The 22,583-nt window shown below is 72.0% G+C and carries 20 protein-coding genes and 1 riboswitch; of the genes, 13 read left to right on the plus strand and 7 right to left on the minus strand.

From position 1 onward, the window contains the following. Positions 1–184 precede the first annotated feature (184 nt). The 10 genes from ACIP5O_RS10365 to ACIP5O_RS10410 all read left to right on the plus strand — a co-directional run bounded on the left by ACIP5O_RS10365 (position 185) and on the right by ACIP5O_RS10410 (position 10,698). Positions 185–793 (plus strand): CDP-alcohol phosphatidyltransferase family protein, encoded by a 609-nt coding sequence (locus ACIP5O_RS10365; protein WP_356544842.1) that lies wholly within the window; start codon positions 185–187, stop codon positions 791–793. Positions 794–913: 120 nt separating this feature from the next. Further along, a complete protein-coding gene (locus ACIP5O_RS10370; RefSeq protein ID WP_125667252.1) occupies positions 914–3,409 on the plus strand; it encodes a mannose-1-phosphate guanyltransferase in 2,496 nt (831 codons plus the stop codon). Between the two features lie 101 nt (positions 3,410–3,510). Next, entirely contained in the window at positions 3,511–4,437 is a 927-nt protein-coding gene (locus ACIP5O_RS10375; RefSeq protein ID WP_356544846.1) for a DUF881 domain-containing protein, read from the plus strand. Beyond that, complete coding sequence (locus tag ACIP5O_RS10380) at positions 4,434–4,766, plus strand: small basic family protein (protein ID WP_015032176.1); 333 nt, start codon at positions 4,434–4,436, stop codon at positions 4,764–4,766. Before ACIP5O_RS10375 ends, ACIP5O_RS10380 begins: the two co-directional genes overlap by 4 nt. A 428-nt stretch (positions 4,767–5,194) precedes the next feature. Further along, positions 5,195–6,001, plus strand: coding sequence for a DUF881 domain-containing protein (locus ACIP5O_RS10385; RefSeq protein ID WP_401291908.1), 807 nt, complete (start codon positions 5,195–5,197; stop codon positions 5,999–6,001). Between the two features lie 82 nt (positions 6,002–6,083). Further along, positions 6,084–7,025, plus strand: coding sequence for an FHA domain-containing protein (locus ACIP5O_RS10390; RefSeq protein WP_401291911.1), 942 nt, complete (start codon positions 6,084–6,086; stop codon positions 7,023–7,025). A gap of 31 nt (positions 7,026–7,056) precedes the next feature. Next, positions 7,057–7,800, plus strand: a complete 744-nt coding sequence (locus ACIP5O_RS10395) for a MerR family transcriptional regulator (RefSeq protein WP_401291007.1) — start codon at positions 7,057–7,059, stop codon at positions 7,798–7,800. A 53-nt stretch (positions 7,801–7,853) separates the two neighbouring features. Beyond that, positions 7,854–8,327 (plus strand): bifunctional nuclease family protein, encoded by a 474-nt coding sequence (locus tag ACIP5O_RS10400; protein ID WP_017238433.1) that lies wholly within the window; start codon positions 7,854–7,856, stop codon positions 8,325–8,327. Between the two features lie 192 nt (positions 8,328–8,519). Further along, on the plus strand, positions 8,520–9,137 hold the full coding sequence (locus ACIP5O_RS10405) for a MerR family transcriptional regulator (RefSeq protein WP_185893539.1): 618 nt from the start codon (positions 8,520–8,522) through the stop codon (positions 9,135–9,137). Positions 9,138–9,243: 106 nt separating this feature from the next. Continuing rightward, positions 9,244–10,698, plus strand: a complete 1,455-nt coding sequence (locus tag ACIP5O_RS10410; RefSeq protein WP_401291010.1) for a DNA polymerase IV — start codon at positions 9,244–9,246, stop codon at positions 10,696–10,698. Positions 10,699–10,904: 206 nt separating this feature from the next. Here the strand turns inward: ACIP5O_RS10410 and ACIP5O_RS10415 are convergent, their stop codons facing one another. Beyond that, entirely contained in the window at positions 10,905–11,279 is a 375-nt protein-coding gene (locus ACIP5O_RS10415; RefSeq protein ID WP_401291012.1) for a PRC-barrel domain-containing protein, read from the minus strand. A gap of 112 nt (positions 11,280–11,391) precedes the next feature. Continuing rightward, positions 11,392–11,491, plus strand: a riboswitch (glycine riboswitch). 178 nt (positions 11,492–11,669) lie between these two features. On the opposite strand from ACIP5O_RS10415, the gene gcvP reads away from it, so the two are divergent. After that, positions 11,670–14,555 carry an aminomethyl-transferring glycine dehydrogenase gene (gcvP, locus tag ACIP5O_RS10420; protein ID WP_401291014.1) on the plus strand — a complete coding sequence of 962 codons (2,886 nt, stop codon included), beginning with the start codon at positions 11,670–11,672 and terminating at the stop codon, positions 14,553–14,555. Between the two features lie 90 nt (positions 14,556–14,645). Here gcvP and ACIP5O_RS10425 read toward each other — a convergent pair whose 3' ends face one another. Together ACIP5O_RS10425 and ACIP5O_RS10430 are read right to left on the minus strand one after the other, a co-directional pair. After that, on the minus strand, positions 14,646–14,852 hold the full coding sequence (locus tag ACIP5O_RS10425; protein WP_053648929.1) for a DUF5999 family protein: 207 nt from the start codon (positions 14,850–14,852) through the stop codon (positions 14,646–14,648). A gap of 331 nt (positions 14,853–15,183) precedes the next feature. After that, complete coding sequence (locus tag ACIP5O_RS10430) at positions 15,184–15,774, minus strand: hypothetical protein (RefSeq protein ID WP_401291018.1); 591 nt, start codon at positions 15,772–15,774, stop codon at positions 15,184–15,186. Between the two features lie 480 nt (positions 15,775–16,254). Here ACIP5O_RS10430 and ACIP5O_RS10435 point away from each other — a divergent pair, with 480 nt between their 5' ends. After that, entirely contained in the window at positions 16,255–17,754 is a 1,500-nt protein-coding gene (locus tag ACIP5O_RS10435) for a glutamate--cysteine ligase (protein ID WP_401291021.1), read from the plus strand. A 122-nt stretch (positions 17,755–17,876) separates the two neighbouring features. Next, entirely contained in the window at positions 17,877–18,659 is a 783-nt protein-coding gene (locus ACIP5O_RS10440; protein WP_356544863.1) for a CPBP family intramembrane glutamic endopeptidase, read from the plus strand. Positions 18,660–18,745: 86 nt separating this feature from the next. Here the strand turns inward: ACIP5O_RS10440 and ACIP5O_RS10445 are convergent, their stop codons facing one another. From ACIP5O_RS10445 to ACIP5O_RS10460, 4 genes are all read right to left on the minus strand, one after another. Further along, on the minus strand, positions 18,746–19,555 hold the full coding sequence (locus ACIP5O_RS10445) for a PhzF family phenazine biosynthesis protein (protein WP_401291025.1): 810 nt from the start codon (positions 19,553–19,555) through the stop codon (positions 18,746–18,748). A 231-nt stretch (positions 19,556–19,786) separates the two neighbouring features. Next, positions 19,787–20,575 (minus strand): GNAT family N-acetyltransferase, encoded by a 789-nt coding sequence (locus tag ACIP5O_RS10450; RefSeq protein WP_401291028.1) that lies wholly within the window; start codon positions 20,573–20,575, stop codon positions 19,787–19,789. A gap of 37 nt (positions 20,576–20,612) precedes the next feature. Then, positions 20,613–21,140 carry an SMI1/KNR4 family protein gene (locus ACIP5O_RS10455; RefSeq protein ID WP_401291031.1) on the minus strand — a complete coding sequence of 176 codons (528 nt, stop codon included), beginning with the start codon at positions 21,138–21,140 and terminating at the stop codon, positions 20,613–20,615. Between the two features lie 387 nt (positions 21,141–21,527). After that, entirely contained in the window at positions 21,528–22,583 is a 1,056-nt protein-coding gene (locus tag ACIP5O_RS10460; RefSeq protein ID WP_401291034.1) for a HEAT repeat domain-containing protein, read from the minus strand.

Below are 22,583 nucleotides of genomic sequence, written 5' to 3' on the forward strand. Positions count from 1 at the left end.
AGGGGGGACCCTGTGGGAGAGTAGGACACCGCCGAACAATCATTGTGGGAAAGCCCCGCACCTTTATGGTGCGGGGCTTTTCTGCGTTCACGGGCGCCGGCGAGACCCCTGCGCGCGGTGGTCCGGTGGCTGAAGGTAGGGTCAGGGGGCAACGTCGGCATCATCCCCAGCAGGAGGCCCCCGGGTGGAGGTCCAGGAGACTCGCGTTCAGACCGACCGGGTCCTCACCATCCCCAACATTCTCAGCATGGCGCGCCTCGTCGGCGTGCCGCTGTTTCTGTGGCTGATTCTCCGCCCCGAGTTCGGCGGCCCCAAGAGCGACGGCTGGGCGCTTCTCGTCCTGATGCTCAGTGGTGTCAGCGACTACCTCGACGGGAAACTCGCCCGACGCTGGAACCAGATCAGCAGTCTCGGCCGGCTGCTCGATCCCGCTGCCGACCGCCTGTACATCCTGTCCACCCTCGTCGGCCTCACCTGGCGGGAGATCCTTCCGCTGTGGCTGACCGCCGCCCTGTTGGCCCGCGAGGCCATGCTCCTGGTGATGGTGGGAATCCTCCGTCGGCACGGCTACCCGCCGCCCCAGGTCAACTTCCTCGGGAAAGCTGCGACTTTCAACCTCATGTACGCCTTCCCGTTGCTGCTTCTCAGTGACGGAACGGGCTGGCTTTCGTCACTCGCTGAAGTTTTCGGGTGGGCCTTCGCCGGATGGGGTACAACTCTGTATTGGTGGGCAGGGATCCTCTACGTGGTCCAGGTCCGTCGACTCGTGAAGACGGATACCGAGGCCGATTGAGCCCGTTCCTTCTGTGTCGAGCAGCGTCGCCGGCAACAACGAGGACGTCCGTGGGCCAGTGAGCTAGCGGACAGGCGAAGTCGGCAGGACCGTCATCTCTTGAAGGAGGACGCTTCCGACATGAAGGCCGTCGTGATGGCCGGTGGCGAGGGAACCCGTCTTCGCCCCATGACCTCGAGCATGCCCAAGCCTCTTCTGCCGGTGGTGAACCGGCCGATCATGGAGCACGTCCTACGACTGCTCAAGAGGCACGGTCTCAACGAGACCGTCGTCACCGTGCAGTTTCTCGCCTCTCTCGTCCGAAATTACTTCGGCGACGGCGAAGAGCTCGGGATGGAGCTCACCTATGCCAATGAGGAGAAACCGCTCGGTACAGCGGGAAGCGTGAAGAACGCCGAGGAAGCGCTGAAGGACGACGCCTTCCTCGTCATCTCGGGGGACGCGCTCACCGATTTCGATCTCACCGATCTCATCGCCTTCCACAAGGAGAAGGGCGCACTCGTCACGGTCTGCCTCACCCGGGTGCCGAACCCGCTGGAGTTCGGCATCACGATCGTCGACGAGGAGGGCAAGGTCGAACGCTTCCTGGAGAAGCCGACCTGGGGCCAGGTCTTCTCGGACACCGTCAACACGGGCATCTACGTGATGGAGCCCGAGGTGTTCGACTACGTCGAGGCCGACACGTCGGTCGACTGGTCGGGGGACGTCTTCCCGCAGCTCATGAAGGAGGGCAAGCCGATCTACGGCTATGTCGCCGAGGGCTACTGGGAGGACGTCGGTACGCACGAGAGCTATGTGAAGGCCCAGGCGGACGTCCTGGAGGGCAAGGTCCAGGTCGACATCGACGGCTTCGAGATCTCGCCCGGCGTGTGGGTCTCGGAGGGCGCCGAGGTGCACCCCGACGCCGTGCTCCGCGGACCGCTCTACATCGGCGACTACGCCAAGGTCGAAGCCGGTGCCGAGATCCGCGAGCACACCGTCGTCGGGTCGAACGTGGTCGTCAAGAGCGGCGCCTTCCTGCACAAGGCTGTCGTCCACGACAACGTCTACATCGGCCAGCAGAGCAATCTGCGCGGCTGTGTCATTGGCAAGAACACCGATGTCATGCGGGCCGCCCGGATCGAGGACGGAGCCGTCATCGGGGACGAGTGCCTGGTCGGTGAGGAATCGATCGTGCAGGGCAACGTCCGGGTCTACCCGTTCAAGACGATCGAGGCCGGCGCGTTCGTCAACACCTCGGTCATCTGGGAGTCCCGGGGACAGGCCCACCTCTTCGGAGCGCGCGGGGTCTCCGGCATCCTCAACGTGGAGATCACGCCCGAGCTGGCGGTCCGCCTCGCGGGCGCGTACGCCACGACCCTGAAGAAGGGCTCGACCGTTACCACGGCCCGTGACCACTCCCGAGGCGCCCGCGCGCTGAAACGGGCGGTGATCTCGGCACTGCAGGCCAGTGCCATCGACGTCCGGGACCTGGAGAACGTGCCGCTGCCGGTGGCCCGGCAGCAGACCGCGCGCGGAAGCGCCGGCGGCATCATGATCCGGACCTCGCCCGGCGTGCCCGACTCCGTCGACATCATGTTCTTCGACGAGCGCGGCGCCGACCTCTCGCAGGGCGGGCAGCGCAAACTCGACCGGGTGTTCGCGCGCCAGGAGTACCGGAGAGCCTTCCCCGGTGAGATCGGGGACCTCTCCTTCCCGGCGAGCGTCTTCGACTCGTACACCGGATCGCTGCTGCGGAACGTCGACACCTCCGGGATCGCGGAGGCCGGGCTGAAGGTCGTCGTGGACGCCTCCAACGGCAGTGCCGGGCTCGTCCTGCCCAGCCTGCTCGGACGGCTCGGGGTCGACTCGCTGACGATCAACCCCGGTCTCGACGAGTCCAGGCCCACGGAGTCGGTCGAGAGCCGGCGGGCCGGGCTCGTACGGCTCGGGGAGATCGTGGCCTCGGCGCGGGCCGCGTTCGGCGTGCGGTTCGACCCCGTCGGCGAGCGGCTGTCCCTTGTGGACGAGCGGGGCCGGATCATCGAGGACGACCGGGCGCTCCTGGTCATGCTGGACCTGGTGGCGGCCGAGCGGCGCTCCGGACGGGTCGCGCTGCCGGTGACCACCACGCGGATCGCCGAGCAGGTCGCCGCGTACCACGGCACCCAGGTCGAGTGGACGACCACCTCGCCCGACGACCTCACCCGGGTCGGCCGGGAGGAGTCGACGATCTTCGGCGGTGACGGGCGCGGCGGGTTCATCGTGCCCGAGTTCAGCAGCGTCTTCGACGGGACCGCCGCCTTCGTGCGGCTGATCGGTCTCGTGGCGCGGACGCAGCTCACGCTGAGCCAGATCGACGCCCGGATCCCGCGGGCCCACGTCCTCAAGCGGGACATCGCGACCCCGTGGGCCGTGAAGGGCCTCGTGATGCGCAAGGTGGTCGAGGCGGCGGGCAACCGCTCCGTCGACACCACCGACGGCGTCCGGGTCGTGGAGGCCGACGGGCGCTGGGTGATGGTGCTGCCCGACCCCGCCGAGGCCGTCACCCATCTGTGGGCCGAGGGTCCCGACGACACCTCCGCGCAGGCCCTGCTCGACGAGTGGGCCGCGGTGGTCGACAGCGCAGGTCGCTGACGCAGTCGCCCCGTCCGGTGGGGAGGTGCCCGAGAGGCGCCTCCCCACCGGACGGAGGGGCCATTCGGCGGTACGCCGTGCGACGTGCGACGATGTGCGGCATGTCGCAGCAGCCCCCCGTTCGGAGCACCGGATCACCGCCGCCGCGGCCGGACGCGTCCATGTCGCTGCTGAACAACGTGATCGACCACGCCCTCGACGACGGATACGCCGAGGCGACCGCCCGGCGGGCCGCCGAGGGCGGTGGGCTGCCCCGCAGTCTGCGGGCGAAGCTCGGCGTCGCCGCTGGCCTCCTGCTCGCGGCCGCCGTGGTGACCGTCGGCGCGGCCGAGGCACGGGTCTCCGCGCCAGTCGTCGCCAAGGAGCGGCAGGAACTGATCGACCGGATCGAGGCGGAGTCCTCGGAGGCCGACGACCTGGAACAGGACGTCGAGCGGATCCGTACCGAGGTCGGGGAGCGGCAGAGGCAGGCACTCCAGGAGTACGGCGGCGACCAGGCCGAGCTGGTGGCGCTGCTCTCGGGCGCGACGCCGGTGCACGGCCCCGGGGTGCGGCTCGTCGTCGACGACGCCAAGGACACCGGCACCGGTGGTGGCGGTCCCCGGGAGAGCAGTGGTTTCTCCGACACCGGCCGGGTCCGCGACCGGGACATGCAGCGCGTGGTCAACGGGCTGTGGGAGTCGGGCGCCGAGGCGGTCGCGATCAACGGGCAGCGGCTGACGTCGCTGTCCGCGATCCGGGCCGCCGGCGACGCCATACTGGTCGACAACAAGCCGCTGGTGCCGCCGTACACCGTCCTCGCGATCGGGAACGGGCAGAAGCTGAGCACCGCGTTCCAGGACAGCGCCGACGGGCAGTACCTGCACGCGCTGGTGGAGAACTTCGGGATCAGGAGCAGCATCTCCGCCGAGGGCGACGTGCGCCTTCCGGCCGCGCCGAGCCTGACCGTACGTACCGCAGAGCCGAGGGGGGCCGGGGCGACGCCCTCCGGTCGGGCCACGGCCGACACAGGGAAGGGCACATCGTGATCGCCGTACTGGGCCTGATCGTCGGAGTGGTGGTCGGACTGTTGGTCCGCCCCGAGGTTCCGGCGGTGGTCGAGCCCTATCTTCCGATCGCCGTGGTCGCCGCCCTCGACGCGGTCTTCGGCGGGCTGCGGGCCATGCTCGACGGGATCTTCGTCGACAAGGTCTTCGTGGTCTCCTTCCTGTCCAACGTGGTCGTGGCCGCGCTGATCGTCTTCCTCGGCGACAAGCTGGGCGTGGGCGCGCAGCTGTCGACCGGTGTGGTCGTCGTGCTCGGCATCCGGATCTTCTCCAACGCGGCCGCCATCCGGCGCCACGTCTTCCGGGCGTGAGGCCGATGAGCGAGAACCCCCAGGACCCGCAGAGCTCCCAGGACCCCCAGGACCCGCAGAACCCGCAGAATCCTCAGGCTCCCCGGGGTCCTCAGGACCCGCAGAGTCCTCAAGGCCCGCAGGGGCCTCACGTCCCGCAACGCCCGCAGAATCCCCAGGACCCCCGGAGCCCCCGGGTTCCGGAGGAGCAGCGGCGTCCCGGGAACCCCGAACGCCCCGAGGGGGCCGGGGGCCAGGAAGGGCCTGTGGCGCCCAGGAGTCCCGGCGTGCCCGAGGACGTGGACACCCGGGTCTTCCGGAAGGTGGAGAAGCAGCCGCCCTCCGCCCCCCACCACCAGCACCGGAAGCCCACGGGCGAGGGTGTGCCCGGCGCGGCCCCCGACTCGCCCCCGGCGCCGGGGAGTACGGACCGGGGCGTCCGGGAGCCCGTGGTGCCTCCTCCCGCGGCCGGGGCGCCCGCTGCCGCCGAGGCGCCTGCCGCGGCCGAGCCGTCGGGCGCGGGCGGGCGGGACGAGCAGGGCGGGCGGCGCAGGCTGATCTCCGCGCTGTGGCCGCCGAGGGTGACCAGGGCCCAACTCGTCGTCGCCCTGCTGCTGTTCGGCCTCGGGCTCGGTCTGGCCATCCAGGTCTCCTCGACCAGCGACAACAGCGCCCTGCGGGGCGCCCGTCAGGAGGACCTGGTGCGGATCCTCGACGAGCTCGACGACCGCACGCAGCGCCTGGAGGACGAGAAGACCCGTCTGGAGAAGCAGCGTTCCGAGCTGGAGTCCAGCTCGGACCAGGCCGAGGAGGCGCGCAAGCAGACCCAGGAGAAGGAGCGGCAGCTCGGCATCCTGGCCGGCACGGTCGCCGCCGAGGGCCCCGGCATCACCCTGTCCGTCGGCGACCCCACCGGGTCCGTCGAGTCGGACATGCTGCTCGACGCCATCCAGGAGCTGCGCGCGGCGGGCGCCGAGGCGATCCAGGTCAACGGTGTCCGGGTGGTGGCGGACAGTTATTTCACCGGCAGCGGTGATGACATGCGGATCGATGGAACGCAGGTGGCCGCTCCGTACGTCTTCAAGGTCATCGGCAAGCCGGAGGATCTCGAGCCCGCGCTCAACATCCCCGGCGGTGTCGTGCAGACCCTCGAGAAGGAGCAGGCCACGGCCACGGTGGAGCGGTCGGCGAAGATCGTCGTCGACGCCTTGCGACCCGCGAAGCGGCCTGACTACGCTCAGTCGTCCTCGCAGTGAGGAGGCGTACGAGGGGGGTCCCGCGACAAGGGCAGGGCCTTGCGGGGGGTCGGCGCATCACAACGGTGGTGCGTGGTGGAAACTGTCCGGAGGATACGGACGTTGTGAAGGTGTCCGGGTCGGCAGGTGTGATGGATCTCGGTTCGTCCTGCCCCACGGGCGGGTCTGTTTCGGTCAAGGGGAATCGCCCGTGAAGTTGTTTGCGAAGTTGTTCGGCAAGAGCGCACGCGAGGACGGCGGCAACGCCCGGCACCGCGCGCCGCGCCACGCCCAGAGCGAGGAGCAGGGCGGCGAGCGCCCGCTCTTCCGTGACGAGGTCGGAGGTCGGGGCGGTGACATTCCGGGCGCACCGGGCGCGTCTTCTGTTGACCCCGCCGGGGCCGCCCGCATAGGTTTCGGAGAACCATCGACCTCAAGTACGGGTGGAGGGTTTTCCCCCGACCCGTACGCGACACAGACCTCGGCGGGGCAGCCGCGGCAGGAGGATGCGTCCATGCCGGTGTGTACGAGGTGCGGTCACCGCAATGCGGCCGACAGCCGCTTCTGCTCCCACTGCGGCACGCCGCTGCGGGGCGGGGTCGCCCCCGAGCGCGCGTCGGAGACGACGTCGACGATCTCCATCTCGGGCCTCGAGGCCTACGACGCGGAGGTCACCGGCCAGACCGCGCTGCCGTCGCTCTCTCCGGAGGCGCTGGCGGCCGTGGAGGCGCTGCCGCTGGGATCCGCGCTCCTCGTGGTGCGCCGGGGGCCGAACTCCGGCAGCCGGTTCCTCCTCGACGGGGAGCTGACGACGGCCGGCCGTCACCCGCAGAGCGACATCTTCCTGGACGACGTCACGGTCTCCCGGCGTCACGTCGAGTTCCGGCGGGGGCAGGACGGCAGTTTCACCGTCTCGGACGTCGGCAGCCTCAACGGCACGTACGTCAACCGCGAGCCGATCGACTCGGTCGTTCTGTCCAACGGTGACGAGGTGCAGATCGGCAAGTACCGGCTGGTCTTCTATTCGAGCCAGCGGGGCGTGTGACGCCTCGGGGAATCCCCTTCAGGGAAGGTCCATGCTGCGAACACCGACGGGCGGTGCCGGATCCGGCACCGCCACCGCGGGCGACAGGCTGGTCAGCATCGGCACGGTGCTGAACCAGCTGCGTGACGAGTTTCCCGAAGTGACCATCTCCAAGATCCGGTTCCTGGAGGCCGAGGGGCTCGTCGAGCCCCGGCGGACGGCCTCCGGATACCGGAAGTTCAGCCCGCAGGACGTGAAGCGGCTCGCCCGCATCCTGCGGATGCAGCGGGACCACTACCTTCCGCTGAAGGTCATCCGCGAGCACCTCGACGCCCTCGCCCGGGGGGAGCGGGTCGAGCTCCCGGCCCCCGGGCGCCGGCGCGACCTCCTGGAGGGGCCCTGGGAGCAGGACCCGGAGCCGCCGGCCGCCGCGCGGCTCGGACGGGCCGAGCTGCTCACCGCCGCCGAGGTCACCGAGGCCGAGCTCGCCGAGTGGGAGTCGTACGGTCTGATCGCCGAGGCGGAGGGCGGGGGCTACGACCCCGAGACCGTCACCGTCGCCCGGCTCGTGGCGGATCTGGGGAGATTCGGTCTGGAGCCCCGTCACCTGCGGTCCGTGAAGGCGGCCGCCGACCGGGAGGCCGGACTGATCGAACAGGTGGTCGCGCCGCTGCGCCGGCACCGCAATCCGCAGACCAGGGCCCACGCGGAGGCCACCGCCCAGGAGCTGGCCGCGCAGTCGGTGCGGCTGCACGCGGCCCTGATGCAGATCGCCCTGGGCACCCGCTCGCAGTGACCGGGGAGGGGCCCGACTATCCAAACCGGTCGGGCACGTCCTAGGGTTGCTGTGTGAACGAGCTCGACGTTGTGGGTGTCCGAGTGGAAATGCCCTCCAATCAGCCGATCGTGCTCCTACGTGAAGTGGGAGGCGATCGTTACCTCCCCATCTGGATCGGACCGGGGGAGGCGACCGCGATCGCCTTCGCGCAGCAGGGAATGGCCCCTCCGCGACCGCTGACGCACGACCTGTTCAAGGACGTGCTGGAGGCCGTGGGGCAGGAGCTCACCGAAGTCCGCATCACGGATCTGCGTGACGGGGTCTTCTACGCCGAGCTGGTCTTCGCCAGCGGCGTCGAGGTGAGCGCCCGGCCGTCCGACGCGATAGCGCTGGCGCTCCGGACCGGGACGCCGATCTTCGGCAGTGACGGTGTCCTGGACGACGCCGGCATCGCGATCCCGGACGAGCAGGAGGACGAGGTGGAGAAGTTCCGCGAATTCCTCGACCAGATCTCACCGGAGGATTTCGGGACCAACAGTCAGTGAGACCGGGCGGTACGGCCGTAGGCCGTTCGCGGGGTGCTGTCAGAGCATTCGAGTAGCCTTTCCCCGAAGAGAGACACGGGAAACCACTCTCAGGGTGATTATCACTCGGCGTGCCGAGTGTGGCGATCGTTGACGCACCCCGAGTGACTGCCTACCTTCGTGTGGGCAGGTCAAGGACGGAGGGTCGGCGTGATGAGCAGCGCGGACGGTACGGCGGGCAGCTCCCTCGGACGCGTGTCCGGGGAGAACGGTCCGTATCCGCTTCACGGCAGTGTGGGCGACTTCGGTACGGGAGCCGGTACGGGCGCGGCGGACGAGGTGATCGGCTACCGCGGCCCCACGGCGTGCGCGGCCGCCGGCATCACCTACCGCCAGCTGGACTACTGGGCGCGCACCGGTCTCGTGGAACCGAGCGTGCGGCCCGCGTACGGGTCGGGGACGCAGCGGCTCTACAGCTTCCGGGACGTCGTCGTCCTGAAGATCGTCAAGCGCTTCCTCGACACCGGGGTGGCCCTGCAGAACATCCGGGCCGCGGTGCAGCACCTGAGGGCCCGGGGCTTCAGCGACCTGGAGCGGATGACGCTCATGAGCGACGGGGCCACGGTCTACGAGTGCTCCTCGCCCGACGAGGTCGTCGACCTGCTCCAGGGCGGGCAGGGCGTCTTCGGCATCGCCGTCGGCGTGGTCTGGCGGGACGTGGAGGCGGCCCTCTCGCAGCTGCACGGGGAGCGGGTGGACACCGGCGAGACGCTCGTGGGGCACAACCCCGGCGACGAGCTGGCCCGGAGGCGGCGGGACCGGGCGGTCTGAGCCGGGTCCGCAAACGGCTCCCGGGGCGGCCCCGTCGCGGGGCGTGCCCCGGGTCGCGTCCCGGGGTGTCCGGGCGTTGTCAGTGGCGTAGGGGAGCATCGGAGGCGTGAGAGCCGCGCCGACGATCCTGCATCTCGACATGGACGCCTTCTTCGCCGCCGCCGAGCAGGCGTCGAAGCCCAGCCTGCGCGGAAAACCCGTGGTCGTGGGCGGGCTCGGGCCGCGGGGCGTGGTCGCCACCGCCTCGTACGAGGCGCGCCGCTTCGGGGTCCACTCGGCGATGCCGATGGGCCAGGCGCGCCGGCTCGCGCCGAACGCGGCCTATCTCGTACCGCGCTTCGCCTTCTACCGGTCGATCAGCGAGCAGGTCATGCGGCTGCTCGGGAGCCTGTCCCCGCTCGTGGAGCCCCTCAGCCTCGACGAGGCCTTCGTGGACCTGGAGGCGGGGGGCGTCGCCGACGACACGGCGAGCGCGCGGGCCGCGGGGGAGCGGCTGCGGGCCGACATCCTCGCCACGACGGGGCTCACCGGGTCGGTGGGGCTCGCGGGCTCCAAGATGCTCGCGAAGATCGCCTCCGAGCAGGCGAAGCCGGACGGGCTCGCCCTCATACCGCCGGGCACCGAGCGGGAGCTCCTCGGGCCGAAGTCCGTGCGGATCCTGCCCGGGGTCGGGCCGGCGACCGGGGAGCACCTGCGGCGGGCCGGGATGACGACCGTGTCCGACCTCGCGGAAGCGGGCGAGGACGAGCTCGTACGGCTCCTGGGGCGGGCGCACGGGGCCTCGCTGTACCGGATGGCCCTGGGGCACGACGACCGGCCCGTGGTGGCCGAGCGGGACGCCAAGTCCGTCTCCGTCGAGGACACCTTCGCCGTGGACCTGCACGACCGGGTGCGGATCCGGGCCGAGGTCGAGCGGCTCGCGGAGCGGTGCGTGGAGCGGCTGCGGGCGTCGGGGCACTCGGGGCGGACGATCGTCCTGAAGGTGCGGAGGTTCGACTTCTCGACGCTGACCCGGTCCGAGACGCTGCGGGGGCCGACGGACGCGCTGGGAGTCGTACGGGAGGCCGCGGGGCGGCTGCTCGAGGCGGTGGACACCACGGGGGGCGTGCGGCTGCTCGGGGTGGGGGTGAGCGGGCTCGCGGACTACACGCAGGAGGACCTGTTCGCCCAGGCGGAGCTCACGGGCGAGCGGGGCGGTGAGGAGGCCGGCGCCGCTCCGGTGGTGCCGGTGGTCGAGCCGGCCGGGGCCGTCGCGCCTGCCGAGCGGTACTGGGCGCCCGGGCACGACGTGCGGCACGCGGTGCACGGGGCCGGGTGGGTGCAGGGGAGCGGGCTCGGGCGGGTCACGGTGCGCTTCGAGGAACCGGGGTCGGCGCCGGGGCGGGTGCGGACGTTCGCCGTGGACGATCCGGAGCTGGAGGCGGGGGAGGCGTTGCCGCTGGTGCGGGGTTCCGGGGCGGGGGCGGGGGTGGTGTTGGCGCCTGTGTCGTCGGCGGCCGCGGGCCGTGGGGGTGCGCCCGGCCCGGCGGCCGGGCCGGGTTCCCACCCGCACCACCCGTGACGGTGAGTGGGTAAAGGTGCGGGTCTTCCTGTGGGGCGTGCCGCGCCGTCGGCGGCCGCGGGTCCTGGGGTGTGCCCGGCCTGGCGGCCGGGCCGGGTTCCCAGCCGCGCCGCCCGTGACGGTGGGTGGGCAGAAGTGCGGGTTTTCCCGTGGGGCGTGCCGCGTCGTCGGTGGCCGCGGGTCGTGGGGTTTTCGGGCGGCTCCGGTCAGGTGCCCTCCTGGCCCGCCAGGCGGCCGAAGTCCTTGTCCGGGGTGTCCGTGGGGGGCGGGGGGAGGGCGAGGCTGTAGTGGCGGTAGAGCTGGAGTTCCTGCTCCGGGGAGAGGTGGCGGCCCACGCCGAAGTCCGGGGCGTCCTTGATGAGGGCGCGTTCGAACGGGACGTGGAGGCCGTCGTCGAGCAGGTCGCTCGGCTCCAGGGGGACGAACGCGTCCCTGCTGAACAGGCCCGTGCGGACCGCGGCCCACTCCGGGACGCCGGTCGCGTCGTCGAGGTACACCTCGTCGACGGTCCCGATCTTGTGTCCGTTCCGGTCGTACGCCTTGCGGCCGATCAGGCTGCGCGGATCGATGTCGGTCTGCACGGTCCCTCCAACTGGTCGCAACTCCTCTACCCCCTACCAAAGGGCACATCCGGGATGTCGGCCACTTGAGCGAAGGGAGGCGCAACCGCGCTGGTAGGCTGGGTGTGGCTGTCGACCCCGTGCGGGAGAGTCCCCCGGAGAAACCTTCCGGTGGGCGCCGAAGGAGCAAATCCTCCCCGGAATCTCTCAGGCCCCCGTACCGCACGGACGAGGTCACTCTGGAAAGCAGAGCGGATGTCCGACGGCATGCGCTCTCACCGACGGTGAAAGCCGGCGTGCCGCGAGGCGTGCCGGTGAAGCTCTCAGGTTGAGATGACAGAGGGGGAGGCCGTCCGGGCACCCGCGCCGTGGTGCCCCTCGCAGGTCGTGACGACCAGGAGGCCTCCGTACATGACCGCCAACCGCATTCCGCTCTCCGAGCTCGAACAGGGCATCCCGTTCGAGCAGCGGCACATCGGGCCCGACGCCGAGGCCCGGGCCAAGATGCTCGCCCAGGTCGGTTACGGCTCGCTCGACGAGCTCACGGCCGCCGCGGTGCCGGACGTGATCAAGAACGCCGAGGCGCTGGGCCTGCCGGCCGCGCGCACCGAGGCCGAGGTGCTAGCCGAGCTGCGCGCGCTCGCCGACCGCAACCAGGTCCTCGCCCCGATGATCGGCCTCGGCTACTACGGCACCTTCACCCCGCCGGTGATCCTCCGGAACGTGATGGAGAACCCCGCCTGGTACACGGCCTACACGCCGTACCAGCCGGAGATCTCCCAGGGCCGTCTGGAGGCCCTGCTGAACTTCCAGACGATGGTCGCCGACCTGACCGGCCTGCCCACCTCCGGCGCCTCCCTGCTCGACGAGGGCACCGCCGCCGCCGAGGCCATGGCGCTGTCCCGCCGCGTCGGCAAGGTCAAGAAGGGCGTCTTCCTCGTCGACGCCGACGCCCTGCCGCAGACGATCGCCGTCATCGAGACCCGCGCCGAGCCGACCGGCGTCGAGGTCGTCGTCGCCGACCTGAGCGAGGGCATCCCCGCCGAGGCCGCCGAGCGTGGCGTCTTCGGCGTGCTGATCCAGTACCCCGGCGCCTCCGGTGCCGTCCGCGACATCAAGCCGCTCGTCGACGCGGCCCACGAGCTGGGCGCGATCGTCACCGTCGCCGCCGACCTGCTCGCCCTCACCCTGCTCACCTCGCCCGGCGAGCTGGGCGCCGACATCGCCGTCGGCACCACCCAGCGGTTCGGCGTCCCCATGGGCTTCGGCGGCCCGCACGCCGGTTACATGGCCGTCCAGGACAAGCACGCCCGCTCCCTGCCCGGCCGGCTCGTGGGCGTGTCCGTCGACGCCGACGGCAACCGCGCGTACCGCCTGGCCCTCCAGACCCGCGAGCAGCACATCCGCCGCGAGAAGGCCACCAGCAACATCTGTACCGCCCAGGTGCTGCTCGCCGTCATGGCCGGCATGTACGCCGTCTACCACGGCCCCGACGGCCTCAAGGGCATCGCGCTCCGCACCCACCGGTACGCCGCGATCCTCGCCGCCGGTCTGCGCGCCGGGGGCGTCGAGCTGACCGGGGACGTCTTCTTCGACACCCTCACCGCCCGCGTGCCCGGCAAGGCCGACGAGGTCGTGGCCACCGCCCGCGAGGCCGGCGTGAACCTGTACCGCGCCGACGCCGACCACGTGTCGGTCTCCTGCGACGAGACCACCACGCGCGAGCAGCTCGCCGCCGTCTGGGACGCCTTCGGCGTCACCGCCGACGTCGAGGCCCTGGACGCCGCCACCGAGGACGCGCTGCCCGCCGGTCTGCTGCGCTCCGACGCGTACCTGACCCACCCGGTCTTCCACGCGCACCGCTCCGAGACCTCGATGCTGCGCTACCTGCGCCGCCTCGCGGACCGCGACTACGCGCTCGACCGCGGCATGATCCCGCTCGGCTCCTGCACGATGAAGCTGAACGCGACCACCGAGATGGAGCCGGTGACCTGGCCCGAGTTCGGCCAGATGCACCCCTTCGCCCCGGTCGGGCAGGCCGAGGGCTACGTCACGCTGATCACCGAGCTGGAGGAGCGCCTCGCCGAGGTCACCGGCTACGACAAGGTGTCGATCCAGCCCAACGCCGGTTCGCAGGGCGAGCTGGCCGGTCTCCTCGCCGTCCGCGCGTACCACCGGGCCAACGGCGACGAGCAGCGCACGGTCTGCCTCATCCCGTCCTCCGCGCACGGCACCAACGCCGCCTCCGCGGTGATGGCCGGCATGAAGGTCGTCGTGGTGAGGACCGCCGACGACGGCGAGGTCGACGTCGAGGACCTGCGGGCCAAGATCGCCCAGTACCGCGACGAGCTGTCCGTCCTGATGATCACCTACCCGTCCACGCACGGCGTGTTCGAGGAGCACGTCGCGGACATCTGCGCCGAGGTCCACGAGGCCGGCGGCCAGGTGTACGTCGACGGCGCCAACCTCAACGCCCTGGTCGGCCTGGCCAAGCCGGGTCACTTCGGCGGCGACGTCTCGCACCTGAACCTGCACAAGACCTTCTGCATCCCGCACGGCGGCGGCGGTCCCGGCGTGGGCCCGGTCGGCGTCCGCGCCCACCTCGCCCCGTACCTGCCGAACCACCCGCTCCAGCCCACCGCGGGCCCGGAGACCGGCGTCGGCCCGATCTCGGCCGCCCCGTGGGGCTCCGCCGGCATCCTGCCGATCTCCTGGTCGTACGTGCGCCTGATGGGCGGCGAGGGCCTCAAGCGCGCCACCCAGGTCGCGGTGCTCGCGGCGAACTACATCGCCAAGCGCCTGGAGCCCCACTTCCCGGTGCTCTACACCGGCCCGGCCGGTCTGGTCGCCCACGAGTGCATCGTGGACCTGCGTCCGCTGTCCAAGGCGACCGGCGTCACCGTCGACGACATCGCCAAGCGCCTGATCGACTACGGCTTCCACGCGCCGACGATGTCCTTCCCGGTGGCCGGCACGCTGATGATCGAGCCGACCGAGTCCGAGGACCTGACCGAGCTCGACCGCTTCTGCGACACGATGATCGCGATCCGGGCCGAGATCGAGAAGGTCGCCGCGGGCGAGTGGCCGGCGGAGGACAACCCGCTGCACAACGCCCCGCACACCGCGGCCGCGCTCGGCGGCGAGTGGAACCACCCGTACACGCGGGACGAGGCGGTCTTCCCGGCCGGCGTCTCGGCCGCCGACAAGTACTGGCCGCCGGTGCGCCGCATCGACGGTGCCTTCGGCGACCGGAACCTGGTCTGCTCCTGCCCGCCGCTGGACGAGTACGACCACTGAGGCCGTAGGCCTTCACGGCGGGGTTCCATGACCGAGGGCCGGCCCGGAGAGTTCTTCTCCGGGCCGGCCCTCGGGCGTCGTGCCGCCCCGTCAGGCGGCGGTCGTCACGCGGCCCGCCGTGAGCGGCCGGTGCGGGGCGATGATCTGCCCGTCCGGCAGGAGCTCACCGGTGTCCTCGAAGAGCAGGACGCCGTTGCACAGCAGGCTCCAGCCCTGCTCCGGGTGGTGTGCCGTCAGTCGGGCCGCCTCGCGGTCGGCGGAGTCGGCGGTGGGACAGGCGGGCTGGTGCTGGCACATGGGTGGATTCTTTCGCTGCGTCGTGGTGGATGTCCTGCGGCTCTGCGCGCTCATGGCCGCCCCCGTGGTCGGTTCGGTTCCGGTCCAAGTCTTGCCCCCGGGACGGTCTTCCGCAGGGATTTCGCGGCAGCTCGTCCTCTCCGGGAAGGACGCGTCACCCGCAGGGGCGGTTCGGCCCGACCACCCCGTCCCTTCGGGTGGTTCGGGGTGGTCCGAGCGGGCTAGTCCGTAAGGGCGGGGCGTTCGGACGGCGCGTTCGGGCGGGCTTTTCGGACAGCAGTGCGCCCCGTGGCCCGGTCGGGTCGCGGGGCGCGGGTGCGCGTGGGGTGGATCAGGCGGGCGCCGCCGAGCCCAGGAGGGGCGGCGGCGCGAGGCGCGTGCTGAGGACGGGCAGCAGGTCGGCGACCGGGTACGGCCGGTGGGGCGCGATCCCCGGGGGCGCGGGGGCCAGGGGCACCAGCAGGTCGGCGGTGCCCGGGGTGACGGTGGTGCCGTCCGTCTCCGGATCGGCGTGCAGCCAGAGGGTCAGCATGTAGAGCTCCGGCACGGAGAGCAGCCGGGGCTGGTACACGTCCGGCAGGCCCTCGGCCTGGTGCAGGGCCCGCTCCGTGGCGGAGACGTACGGCCCCTCGAAGAAGTGCGAGAAGGACCAGCCGTCCGGGGTGAGCATGCTGTCCGCGGCGGCGATCGTCCGGTCCCCGTTCCGGATCAGGAAGCGCCATCCGGCGAGCCGGGTGCGGGGAGGGTGCCCCGAGGCTCCGGTGACGCCCAACACGTGGACGGGCAGGGGGAGTTCGGGACTCAGTGGTCCCTGCGCGGCCCGCAGGGCGGGGGTGCGCGCCTCACGGACGGCGGTCGGTGAGCCGAGCGCCGCGAGGACGCTGCGGAGGGCCGGCGCAGGGGCCGGAGAGGGTCGGAGCATGGTGGGTCGCCTCTCGCTCAGGAGACACGGTGACGCGTGGGCAGGTACGACGGCGCTGTCGGCGGCGGGGCCAGAGAGGGGCCATGGGGCCATGGCCGGGCGCCAACACTCTGCCTCGTCCGCGGAGTTTATACGACATGTGTTCACACAGTGTTTCCGCTAGACGTCGCCGATATTCCTGACAAGGCCTCATCAGGTCGTCGTCGAAGGGTGTCGAAGCGGAATCAGGAGGACGATACCGCTCTCACCTGCGCACACCGCGAGGAGCCGGTCGGCTGAATTCCGACCCCGAATCCCGGGACAATATGACATTGGTATATGTCGTCTGTTCCGTGCCCGTGGAATGTGCCGTTGGAGTGCTGCATCCAGCCTATCCTCCGACAGGCCCGTCCCGCAGGCGTTGTGGATCAAAGAGGTGGGCATCATGGTCCGTGACGCGCGGCCGCCCTGACGGCCGCCCACCCGGGGAAGGACGCTTCGATGGGCGAGAAGGTCGTGGCCGACGGGTTCGGCCCGTCCGACCGGCAGCAGTACCGGAGGAAACTCCAGCAATGTCTGGCGGGGCTCGCGAGGCTCCTGGCGGAGAAGAGGTTCGACCGGCCGCGCAATCTCATGGGCGTGGAGATCGAACTCAATCTCGCCGGTCCCGACGGCCTGCCCCGCATGCTGAACGGGCCGGTTCTCGAAAAGATCGCGAGCCCCGATTTCCAGACGGAACTCGGAATGTTCAACCTAGAAGTGAACATCGCCCCCCACCAGCTGGAGGGGCGCGTATTCGACCGGCTCGCGGAGGAGATCGGAGCCGGAATCGGGTACGCCGACCGCAAGGCCGCGGAGCTGGACGCGGGCGTCGTCATGATCGGCGTGCTGCCCACCCTCGAACAGCACGACCTGGTCCCCGAGAACCTGTCGGACAACGACCGCTACGCCCTCCTCAACGACCAGATACTGGCCGCGCGGGGCGAGGACTTCATCCTCGACATCCACGGCGTCGAACGGCTCCAGTGCACCTCGGAGTCGATCGTCCCCGAGGCCGCCTGCACCTCGGTCCAGCTCCACCTCCAGGTGACCCCGGCCCGGTTCGCCGCCGTGTGGAACGCGGCGCAGGCCGTCTCCGGGGTGCAGATCGCGCTCGGCGCCAACGCCCCCTTCGTCTTCGGCCGCGAACTGTGGCGGGAGTCCCGCCCACCGCTCTTCCAGCAGGCCACCGACACCCGGCCGCCCGAGCTGCAGTCGCAGGGGGTGCGGCCGCGCACCTGGTTCGGGGAGCGCTGGATCGACTCGGCGTACGACCTCTTCGAGGAGAACCTCCGCTACTTCCCCGCCCTCCTCCCCCTCCGGGACGAGGAGGACCCGCTGCTCGTCCTCGACCGGGGCGGGGTGCCGCGCCTCCAGGAGCTCGTCCTGCACAACGGCACGGTCTACCGCTGGAACCGGCCGGTGTACGGCCTGGTCGACGGCGTCCCGCACCTGCGCGTCGAGAACCGGGTCCTGCCGGCGGGACCGACCGTGACGGACGTGATCGCGAACGCCGCCTTCTACTACGGCCTCGTGCGCGCGCTCGCCGACGAGGCCCGGCCCGTGTGGAGGCGGATGTCCTTCGAGGACGCCGAGGCCAACTTCGACACGGCCTGCCGCCACGGCATCGAGGCGGAGCTGCGCTGGCCCCGGCCGGGGCGCGCGGGCGGCGTCGCCACCCTGCCGGCCGTACGGCTCGTCCTCGACGAACTGCTGCCGCTCGCCGCGGCCGGGCTCGACGCCTGGCACATCGAACCCGCCGACCGGGACTTCTACCTAGGGGTGATCGAGCAGCGCTGCCGGCGGCGGGTCAACGGCGCCTCCTGGCAGGTCGACACCTTCCACCGGGCCCTGGAGGCGGGCCTCGACCGGAAGACGGCGCTCGCGGCGACGACGCGCCGCTACCGGACGCTCATGAGGGAGGGGGAGCCGGTCCACACCTGGCCGGTGGGGATCCACTGACGGCTCCGTCCCCGCCCCCGTCCCCTTCCCGGGCGGCTCATGGGCGATCATGTCCGGACGGTTCGGGTCGTCCGGGACGTGTCGTCCGGGAAGTGGGGTCAGGCGTGGTGTCGGAGCAACGAGTGAGAGACGCTTCCCCGTCCCCCGGGGGGCTGCCGCGCACGGTGCTGCGCTCCGAGACGCTCATCGTGCTCGCCCTCTCGCTCGGGGCGAGCGGGGTGTCGGCCCTCATCAGCTTCGTCGGCTCGCTGACCAGGCCCGGGGCGCTGAAGGAGCAGGCGGCGACGCTCAACGGCTCGTACGCCCCCGGGCGGCCCTGGCTCGACCTGTCCTGGCAGCTCTTCGGCATCGCCACGGCGCTCGTGCCGGTCGTCCTCGTCGCCCACCTGCTGCTGCGCGAGGGCTCCGGGCTGCGGGCCGTCGGCTTCGACCGCACCCGCCCGTGGCCCGACCTCGGGCGCGGGGCGCTGGTCGCGGCGGGGATCGGGAGCGCCGGGCTCGCCTTCTACCTGGCGGCGCGGGCGTCCGGGTTCAACCTGACGGTGGTGCCCGAGTCGCTGCCGGACGTGTGGTGGAAGTACCCCGTCCTCATCCTGTCGGCGATCCAGAACTCCGTCCTGGAGGAGGTGATCGTCGTCGGCTACCTGCTGCGCAGACTCGGGCAGTTGGGGTGGTCGCCGACGGCCGCGCTGGTGGCGAGTTCGGTGCTGCGCGGCTCGTACCACCTCTACCAGGGCGTCGGCGGCTTCATCGGCAACGTGGTCATGGGCGTGGTCTTCGTCCTGCTGTACCGCCGCTGGGGCCGGGTCGGGCCGCTGGTCGTGGCGCACGCGCTGCTCGACATCGTGGCCTTCGTCGGGTACGGGCTGCTCGCGGGGAAGGTGGGGTGGCTGCCGACCGTGTGACGGACGGTCGCGACGACGGCGAGGGGCGTGCGGAATCCTCCGCACGCCCCTTTTCGTCGCCCTTCCGGCCGGTGGCCGGTGAGCGGTCAGGCGTGCAGGTCGCCCTCGATGACCGTGACGGCACGGCCGCCGAGGAGGGTGCGGTCGCCGCGCAGACGGGTGCGGACGAGGCCGGTGCGGGCGCCGCCCTGGAGGCCGGTCAGCTCGTCGCGGCCGAACCGGGCCGACCAGTAGGGGGCGAGCGCCGTGTGGGCGCTGCCGGTCACCGGGTCCTCGTCGATGCCGACGGCCGGGAAGAAGCCGCGCGAGACGAAGTCGTAGCCGCCGTCCGGGCGTTCGGCGGCGGCGGTCACGATGGTCCCGCGCGAGGACATGGTCTTCAGGACGGCGAGGTCGGGGGCGAGGGAGCGGACGGCGGCCTCGTCGCGCAGCTCGACGACGAGGTCCCCGATGTGGGCCCCCGTGTCGTGGACGGCGACCACCTCGGCGCCGAGCGCCTTCTCCAGGCCGTCCGGACAGGGGACGGGGGTAAGGGGCGAGGTCGGGAAGTCCATGGTGATCGTGCCGTCGGCCTCGGCGGTGGCGCCGAGGACGCCGCAGCGGGCCGCGAAGCGGACGGTTCCGGTCGCGGCGCCGGTGGTGTGCAGGACGTGGGCGGTGGCCAGGGTGGCGTGACCGCACATGTCGACCTCGGTGGTCGGCGTGAACCAGCGCAGGGCCCAGTCCGCCTCGCCGCCGGCGGGCAGCGGATGGGCGAAGGCCGTCTCGGAGAGGTTGACCTCCGCGGCGACCTTCTGGAGCCAGGCGTCCTCCGGGAAGGAGTCGAGGAGGAGGACTCCCGCGGGGTTGCCGGAGAAGGGCCGGTCGGTGAAGGCGTCGACGATTCGGATGCGCATGGGGCCGACGGTACCGGGGGCGGTTTTCCGGCGGCCAAGGCCAATCGCGGAGAACTGGACCGGGCGTTCCGCGCGTCGTCGGAGACGGAGATGGAGACGGAGACGGGCATGGACACGGGCACGGCTACGGCTATGGCCACGGCCACGGAAGGTGTCGCCGTGTGCGGACTCGGGGGGCTTCGATGTACATCGGCGGCATCACGGTGCTGCCCCGGCTCCTCGGGTACGGAATCACCCGCCTGGTCCGGGCCGCGCGGGCGCGCCGGGACGGGGGCGTCTCCCCGGGGTGAGCCGGAAGGAGAGCTGGGCGCCCCGTTCCTCGAAGCCCAGCGCGGCGGCGACCCGCCGGGAGGCCGGGACCCGCGCGCGCCACTGGGGGAGGAGACCGGCGGTGAGGGCATGGGCGACGGCCGCCGACGCCGCTGTCCGCGCGAGCCCGCGTCCCCGGGCGTCCGGGGCGGTCAGCACGCCGAGATGGGCGGTCGAGGCGGGCCAGGCCCGGTAACCGGCGGCGGCCACGACCCGGCCCTGCTCCCGTTCCCGTTCCCGTTCCCGTACGACGAAGGCCGGTGACGTGATCTCGTCCAGGGCGGCCTCCCCGGCGTCGTCGGGGCCCGCCTCCTCCTCCAGGTTCCGCAGGGCCGGATGACGGCCGGGCAGTAGCTCCACCACCGGTGGGGCGACCACCGGGCGGAAGCCTTCGCGCGAGACGTACGCGAGGGCCGCGGGGCCGAGCACGGCGGTCACGGGCAGGACCGCGCGGACCGCGTCGGCGTCCGTCAGGGACTCCGTCGGCAGCCCCGTCAGCGCGTCACGTACGAGCGCGGCCGTGTCCTCGTCCGGCGCCGTCGCGAGCGCCGCCCCACCGAGGGACACCACCCCGACCCAGCCGGGCGGACAGATTCCCGATCCCGGGGAGACGGCCACGGCCACCCCGTCGGCGGGCGGAAAGGGGACGGACGCTCCGGCGAGGTCCTCCCAGAGGAGCCGGGCGCCGGTCAGGAGCGCGGCGGTCCGCACGGTCTCCGTCTTCCTCTCCCCCCCTCGTCTCCCGGGCTCAGCAGCAGAGCTTCGTGATGATGTCGTCGAAGTCGGGGAACTCCCGGGCGGCCTGCTCGATCACGGTGGTCGCCGGGGCCCGGAGGCCGGGTGCGTACCGTTCCGCGACGGTGGTCAGTTCGGGGTGGGGGTGCGGGGACGGGACAGGGCCGTAGGAGTTGGCCGCCTCGCAGGGGCCGACGCCGTCGGCCAGGAGCCACAGGAAGGAGCCCAGGTCGAGGGCGACGACGCCGGTCTCCCCCTCGGAGCCGAGGAAGACGACGGGCTGGTTCTCCAGCGCCTGATCCGGGCGGACCAGCCAGAACGTGGCGTATCCGCCGGTGCCGTCCTGCCCGAACACGCGGAAGTCCTCACCAGTGAGCTGCTCGTTGCCGGTCCAGGACCGGAGCCACTCGGTCGTCTCGTCGGGGGAGAGGAAGGCCGGGAAGGGCTCGAAGTCGACGCCGTCGCCGCCGACGTGGTCGAACCGGACCGCCAGGGCGGCGGCGAGCGCGGGAGGGAAGCGGAGGTCTTCGGCGGGCGTCACGCGAACAGGTTATCGAGGGGGGTGATGTGGCGGGGCTCGGCCAGGAGAAGGAGAGCGGGAGGTCCTCGCGTGAGCCGGGGCCGGTGAAGAGCCTCTCCGCGGCGGCCAGGTCCTTCGCGAAGCCCGGCGCGCGTTCCTCGATCGCCTCTTCCAGGGACCGGGGCCGTGGTGAAGTCCTTTCGCGGGCCGCGGCGTTGAGGTCGTCCACGGTCGCCGGCATCAGACGCTGCCCACGACGGGGCGGAGCTCCCAGCCTGTCGGGACTCCAGGGCCGCGTCGGTCCAGTCCTCCGCCGCGGTCGGGCGGGACGCGAAGTCCGCCGGGTCGTCGAGCGGTGCGTACGGGTATGCGGCGATCACGCCGCCCGGTATCCGGTGCCGGGGCGCGTCAGCGTCCGTCGCGCAGTCCGAGGACGTACGCCGCGGTGAGGGCGACGGCGCGGTCCTCGTCGTGGGAGAGGTCCGCGAGGGCGCGTGAGGCCGTGGAGCCCGGGATGTCCGCGAGGGCCTGGGCCAGCCGGCGGCGTGCGGCCGGTCCGGTGGTGGCGCGGGCGAGGCGGTCGACGAGGCCGATGGCGATCCGGTCCGCCAGGGCGGGGTCGTCCGCCAGGGCGCTCAGCGCGTCGGCCGCGTCCACGTCGTTCGTCCCCTCCCTCCTCTCCTTTCCCGTGCTCCCCGTGCTCCCCGTGCCCTCCGTCTCCCCGGCGACCAGGTCGACGAGCGTCGGGATCGCGTCGGCCACGCCCCGCGCCCCGAGCGCCACGGCCGCGTACCCGCGGACCGCGGTGTCGGGGTGCGCGAGGGCGTCCCGCAGGAGCGCGGTCGCCTCCTCGCCCGGCAGCTCGGCGAGGGTCCGTACGGCGCGTTCCCGTACTTCGGCGGCCGGGGAGCCGAGGCCCTCCGCCAGGAGCGCCGGACCGTTCTCGCCCGTCCGGGCCAGGGCCCAGCGCAAAGCCCCGGCGACGTTGGGGTCCGACTCGTTCAGTACGGCCTCGACCAGCGCCTCCACCGGCAGGGGCACCTCTTCTGACGCGGACAGGGCCGCGCGCTGGCGCGTGCCCGCGCTCTTTGACCTCAGCGCCTGGAGGAGCGCGACGGTCCGGAGGACGTCCTCCCAGTCGCCGGGCTCGGCGGCGCCGATCCGGCGGAGCCGCGTGAGCAGCTCCGTCTCCGCCGCGATCCGTTCCCGCGTCCGGCGTACGAGGTCGTCGACGAGCTCCGCGGGCGCGAAGCCGGGATCGCCGAGGGCGCGCCCGACCTCGCGCAGCGAGAGTCCCAGCGACCGCAGGCTCTCGATGTGGAAGATCCGCCGGATGTCCTCGTCGGAGTACTCCCGGTAGCCGGAGCCGGTGCGGCCCGTCGGGCGCACCAGGCCGAGCGTCTCGTAGTGCCGGAGCATGCGGGCGCTGACCCCGGACCGCCGGGCCACGTCACCGATCAACAC

Origin of the sequence: Streptomyces sp. NPDC088915, from assembly GCF_044749825.1 — a bacterium.
Lineage (GTDB): Bacteria > Actinomycetota > Actinomycetes > Streptomycetales > Streptomycetaceae > Streptomyces.

Excerpts from the sequence above, each read along its gene's own strand:
- ACIP5O_RS10370 (WP_125667252.1), top strand. The coding sequence starts at position 914 with ATGAAGGCCGTCGTGATGGCCGGTGGCGAGGGAACCCGTCTTCGCCCC.
- ACIP5O_RS10375 (WP_356544846.1), top strand. The coding sequence starts at position 3,511 with ATGTCGCAGCAGCCCCCCGTTCGGAGCACCGGATCACCGCCGCCGCGG.
- ACIP5O_RS10395 (WP_401291007.1), top strand. The coding sequence starts at position 7,057 with ATGCTGCGAACACCGACGGGCGGTGCCGGATCCGGCACCGCCACCGCG.
- ACIP5O_RS10405 (WP_185893539.1), top strand. The coding sequence starts at position 8,520 with ATGAGCAGCGCGGACGGTACGGCGGGCAGCTCCCTCGGACGCGTGTCC.
- gcvP (WP_401291014.1), top strand. The coding sequence starts at position 11,670 with ATGACCGCCAACCGCATTCCGCTCTCCGAGCTCGAACAGGGCATCCCG.
- ACIP5O_RS10425 (WP_053648929.1), bottom strand. The coding sequence starts at position 14,852 with ATGTGCCAGCACCAGCCCGCCTGTCCCACCGCCGACTCCGCCGACCGC.
- ACIP5O_RS10430 (WP_401291018.1), bottom strand. The coding sequence starts at position 15,774 with ATGCTCCGACCCTCTCCGGCCCCTGCGCCGGCCCTCCGCAGCGTCCTC.
- ACIP5O_RS10435 (WP_401291021.1), top strand. The coding sequence starts at position 16,255 with ATGGGCGAGAAGGTCGTGGCCGACGGGTTCGGCCCGTCCGACCGGCAG.
- ACIP5O_RS10445 (WP_401291025.1), bottom strand. The coding sequence starts at position 19,555 with ATGCGCATCCGAATCGTCGACGCCTTCACCGACCGGCCCTTCTCCGGC.